Below are 4,193 nucleotides of genomic sequence, written 5' to 3' on the forward strand. Positions count from 1 at the left end.
GCCGCTGCTCTACAACCGTAATCTGGCCGCTGAACAGGGTGCCGCAGGTCGCCTGCTTGGCAGGATGGAATAATGTCGTCTATTTTGGTACGCCAACTTCGGGACCGGTACGGGGAATGACGTCAATTATGGCGCGTCACACCCATGGCCAGTTTTGACTTCACGTGGATGTGGAAGGAGCTCGGCGTTGCAGACTTGCGGAAATAGGGGCAGTCGAGGCCGACTCTCAAGCCCGTTCGGGCGGAGCCGTTGCGGCATAATCTGTCAGTCCGCAGCATTGCTCACTCGAAGCAGATTGCAGCTTATTATGTCGGTTCACAACTGGGGCGCATCATCAAGACGCTGCACATCCTGCGATACATCGACGACCGACCGTTCCGCCGACGGATCTTGTTTCAGCTCAACCGGCAGGAATTGCGCCACAAGCTCGGTCGGCGCGTCCATCACGGCGATCGGGGCGAAATCAGAAGCCCTCTGCGTCAGGGCCAAGAGGAGCAGCTTGGGGTTCTCGGTCTCGCCCTCAACTCCATCGTCCACTGGAACGCTGTCTACATGGAGGAAACCGTGCGCCAACTCAGCGAGGCCGGGACGCCGCCGCTGCCCGCCGATATCGCTCGACTCTCGCCGATATCCTGGCGTCACATCAATTTCCTCGGCCGCTACGACTTCTCCGTGCCCGACGCCGTCGCAAACGGTGGCCTCAGACCGCTACGCCAACCTAATTCCGAATGGGACTTTTGAAAAGAAATAATGCCCCTTACGACACTTTCCTGTTCCGCTCAGCCGCACGACCCAATTACAGGAACGTATTGATATTTTTTGACTGCAATACTGTTTGTTGCAAGATCACCTTCCGGCGAGCCAGTTTCAAGGAACCATCCTGATCCCGTCTGACAAGATCTACTCGGCGAGCCTTGATCTCCATCTCATCATCCTCAGTCCGGTGCCGGTTGCTCAGAATGAGAGAATGTACAGTCCACTCGGCGGGATTTTCGGTCTTTTCAACTTCGATGTTGCCGACCAGGTGGAAGTGCCTCGTCGGCGGGTCTTCGGCCCAGGCAGAGGGCTGCTTGGCACGGGCAACACGAATCTTGAGATACTCGAGATTGTCGTCGAAGAATGCCATGCGACCAACGCTGAATTTCGCGTCGTCCTTCCTGTAGCGAGCCTGCACGCCGGGAACCCAATAATGGATATCGTCTGCCAGCAACTCCAGCCATTCATCATACTGTTCACCATCGAGAAGACGGGCTTCGCGATACAGAAACTGCTGAATCTCGAGCAGCAAAACGATGGGAACTGCGGGATTATCGCAAGATGCGATTTGGTCGGATTGGTTCACGGTCACCTCTAATTGATACTCAGCGGACAGGCACATCGGCCCAGGTTTCTGCGCCCATCAAGTCTGCCCAACGCAGATAGAACGCCCGCTGGTTTGCCTCGTTGATCTGGCTCTGGTAAACGTTGCCTTTGAGCTCATCATGGTCGATCTGTGAATCGAGACCCATTCCAGCGTGGAGCTTTTGGCGTCGGGTCACGACGCCTGCGTTGACCGACGTGCAATTCTCGAAGTTCTCACCGTCGTCCATCTCGAAGATGCCTGCGGGAGAAAAGGTCAGCATCACTCCGCGCCGATATTCATCCTTCAGCTCCTGCGGGGCATTGGCGTTCAGAAACACCCACGTGTGAAGCTCCGTTTCGCTGGGCCCTTTCGGGTTCCAGGTGCGGAAGGTGTTGTGCCCCGCCAAAAAGGACAGGTTGGGGAAGACGTTGGCCGAGCTGAGTGCTCCAACCATCCTGCTGCGGACCTTCCCCAGCCGTTCAGCAAACTTGGCTTCCTGCTCGCGAAGATACTCGATGATCTGCGGCGAATTGAGGGTGGCAGCGTTGCCGATGAAATCCAGTCCAAACTCCCAGCCGTGACCATTCACGTTGGCGTGATAGGACCGTTCTGGTCGCATGGTCGGCTGCTTGCCGAACATGGCGATAAGAGCTGAACTGTGGGTCCAGGGTGCGTGGTAGGAATCACCCACGAAGTTTTCTGCAGGGAACTTCCAGTTGCATTTGAGACGGGATTTGATGTTGCCGTCAATAAACTCGATGCCACCTTCATCGTTGTCGAGAATGACGTCAAGATACCAGCGGAAATCGCCCAGGTATTCTTCAAGGGACGGCGCTGCGGGATCGAAGCAGGCAAAATGCATGCCCTTGTAGCTTTCCACCCGGGCCGGGTGGAGGCCGAGCTGAGCCTTGTCGAAATTGGCATTGCCATCGTAGGATTGCGGGCGGCTTACGCTCTTCAGGCTGCCGTCGAGGCCGTAGGACCACCCATGGAAATTGCAGGTAAACCGGCGGGCCTTGCCTACCTCGGCAAAGCAGACACGATTGCCCCGGTGAGAACAGGAATTGAGGAAGGTATGAATTTTGCCATCTTCGCCGCGGGACACAATGACCGCGTCCTGGCCTATCGTGCTGGTCAGAAAATCCCCGATTTCGGGCAATTGGGAATCATGGGCAACGAAGATCCAGCATCTGGCGAAAATTCGTTCCAATTCCAGCGCATAGATATCGTCCTGCCAGAAAATCCGGCGATCTATCCAGCCGTTTTCCGCATCGACCCATTCGCCTGCCTTGGCAACCGGTACTTCTCGGCCGGTCGTTTCCACAACTAGGTTTGACACCCCATTCTCCCGTTCAATTTAATGGCCTCGACCGATCTCAGGCCGATGGCAGGATTTCCGCAAAGCCAAGGCCGGTTACACCGCCCGACCAGGCTTCATAGGCGAGCACCTCGCCCGATCCTCCGGGAAGCGCGCCCATCACGGCGAGGAAATGGCGGATTTCCATCCCGCCGTTGCCCCCGTCGCGCATGATTTCCTGGTCGGTCATCGCCAGAAGCGGGGCGGGATCACCGGACACGATCGCATCGAGAACCTGCTTGTCGAATTCGGGATTGATCCGCCCCATCTCGCCAGTGCCGACCCAATGGCTTATGCCTCCACTGCCCATCAACACGATTCGGTCGTCGGTTGGCATGGCGGCGACCGCTTCGCGCACCATCTGTCCGAATTCATATGCGCGTTGAAGGCGGACATACGGCTCCACCCCGCTTGCCATGTAGACGGGAACGGTCTTGACCGAACCGTCTGTCGGCAAGGCGAGCTGGGCGGGCACGCCGATGGCATGATCCACACCAAGATCGCGCGCGACCGCAACATCGAACCCGCTACTATGGGCGTAATCTACAAGGCTGCGCGCGAAAGCCGGATCGCTGGCGATCGATGAGTTCGCAACTCCGGGCAACCGATCAATCGGGCCATGCAGTTCGCCTGTGGCGATGAGAAATTGCGGAAGGCAGCGCGGGCTGAAAAGAATGTAATGGTCCGCACCGAAGATTATCGCTTTGGTCGCCCCCAGCGCTTCCACCTTTTCCCGTATGAGGGTGTAGGCCCCGAGCAGGTGGTCGCGCTCTTTCTTCTGCGGATTTACGAACAACAAGGGATCATGCGGCATGATATAGCCACCAACGATTTTCGCCATCTGACAACTCTCTATTCGTGGGCAGATACGCCCAAGCCTGGAAACGCCGTTGAAATGCCCGTTCAGCCCGGCAAGGCTTCCAGCCGGGATTCAAGCTTGGGAACTCGAGCGAGATATTCGGGCATCGACTGTGGCCCGCGCACACTGGTCCAGAAACCCATCAAGAGCATCGGATTGATGCCGTATTTGAACAGGTCTTCCACCTGCACGGCAACGACCATCTCCCGTTCCGGGTCTGTGAGCGCGTATTTGCCTGCCGCCTCTTCAGGATTCTGGCAAAACGCCTCCCGGTGGCTACGCGACGTACTCACGTCATAGAGTAATTGCTCGACAGATCCGTAGCTCATCGCGCTCGCTCTCCGTATGTCTTCTGTCTCCACGAAGACTGATGGCAGCCGTATAAAAAGCGAATCTTCACGTGTCAATACTCACGCGTATGGTGTTTGGCCTGAAAACCCTGCGGAGGCCGCTCCGAGCGCCGGGCCGCCCAACAACCAGTTCGCAATTTTATTCATCCAAGCAATATCTTGTGGTCCGGCGGCTGGGCATGCGGATTGCGGCGATGAGCGCCAACGCCGCGGACGAGGCACTTGATGTTTCCCGGCCCCTGGCGCGCCGACCGCATCGTCCGAGCCACGCGAATGTTCGTTCGA

5 protein-coding genes and 1 pseudogene are annotated in these 4,193 nt (G+C 57.3%); 1 reads left to right on the forward strand and 5 read right to left on the reverse strand.

The genetic code is table 11. The annotated features are described in order from the left end of the window. The first annotated feature begins 249 nt into the window (after window positions 1-249). On the forward strand, window positions 250-741 hold the full coding sequence (locus Q8Q53_RS10855) for a Tn3 family transposase (protein ID WP_305701789.1): 492 nt from the start codon (window positions 250-252) through the stop codon (window positions 739-741). A gap of 55 nt (window positions 742-796) precedes the next feature. Here the strand turns inward: Q8Q53_RS10855 and Q8Q53_RS10860 are convergent, their stop codons facing one another. From Q8Q53_RS10860 to Q8Q53_RS10880, 5 genes and pseudogenes are all read right to left on the reverse strand, one after another. Beyond that, the gene (locus Q8Q53_RS10860; RefSeq protein WP_305701790.1) at window positions 797-1,342 is read right to left on the reverse strand and encodes a 3-phenylpropionate/cinnamic acid dioxygenase subunit beta; all 546 of its coding nucleotides are present in this window, start codon (window positions 1,340-1,342) and stop codon (window positions 797-799) included. A gap of 19 nt (window positions 1,343-1,361) precedes the next feature. Next, window positions 1,362-2,666 (reverse strand): aromatic ring-hydroxylating dioxygenase subunit alpha, encoded by a 1,305-nt coding sequence (locus tag Q8Q53_RS10865; protein WP_305701791.1) that lies wholly within the window; start codon window positions 2,664-2,666, stop codon window positions 1,362-1,364. Between the two features lie 52 nt (window positions 2,667-2,718). Then, complete coding sequence (locus Q8Q53_RS10870) at window positions 2,719-3,540, reverse strand: hypothetical protein (protein ID WP_305701792.1); 822 nt, start codon at window positions 3,538-3,540, stop codon at window positions 2,719-2,721. Between the two features lie 62 nt (window positions 3,541-3,602). Next, window positions 3,603-3,887 (reverse strand): hypothetical protein, encoded by a 285-nt coding sequence (locus tag Q8Q53_RS10875; protein WP_305701793.1) that lies wholly within the window; start codon window positions 3,885-3,887, stop codon window positions 3,603-3,605. A 160-nt stretch (window positions 3,888-4,047) separates the two neighbouring features. Further along, window positions 4,048-4,193 (reverse strand): annotated as a pseudogene (locus tag Q8Q53_RS10880) (IS5/IS1182 family transposase); the annotation flags it as partial.

This window comes from Novosphingobium sp., assembly GCF_030699305.1.
In the GTDB taxonomy this organism is placed as follows: domain Bacteria; phylum Pseudomonadota; class Alphaproteobacteria; order Sphingomonadales; family Sphingomonadaceae; genus Novosphingobium.

What these genes read in the sequence shown, in the direction of transcription:
- Q8Q53_RS10870 (WP_305701792.1), bottom strand. Translation starts at nt 3,540, where the DNA reads ATGGCGAAAATCGTTGGTGGCTATATCATGCCGCATGATCCCTTGTTG.
- Q8Q53_RS10875 (WP_305701793.1), bottom strand. Translation starts at nt 3,887, where the DNA reads ATGAGCTACGGATCTGTCGAGCAATTACTCTATGACGTGAGTACGTCG.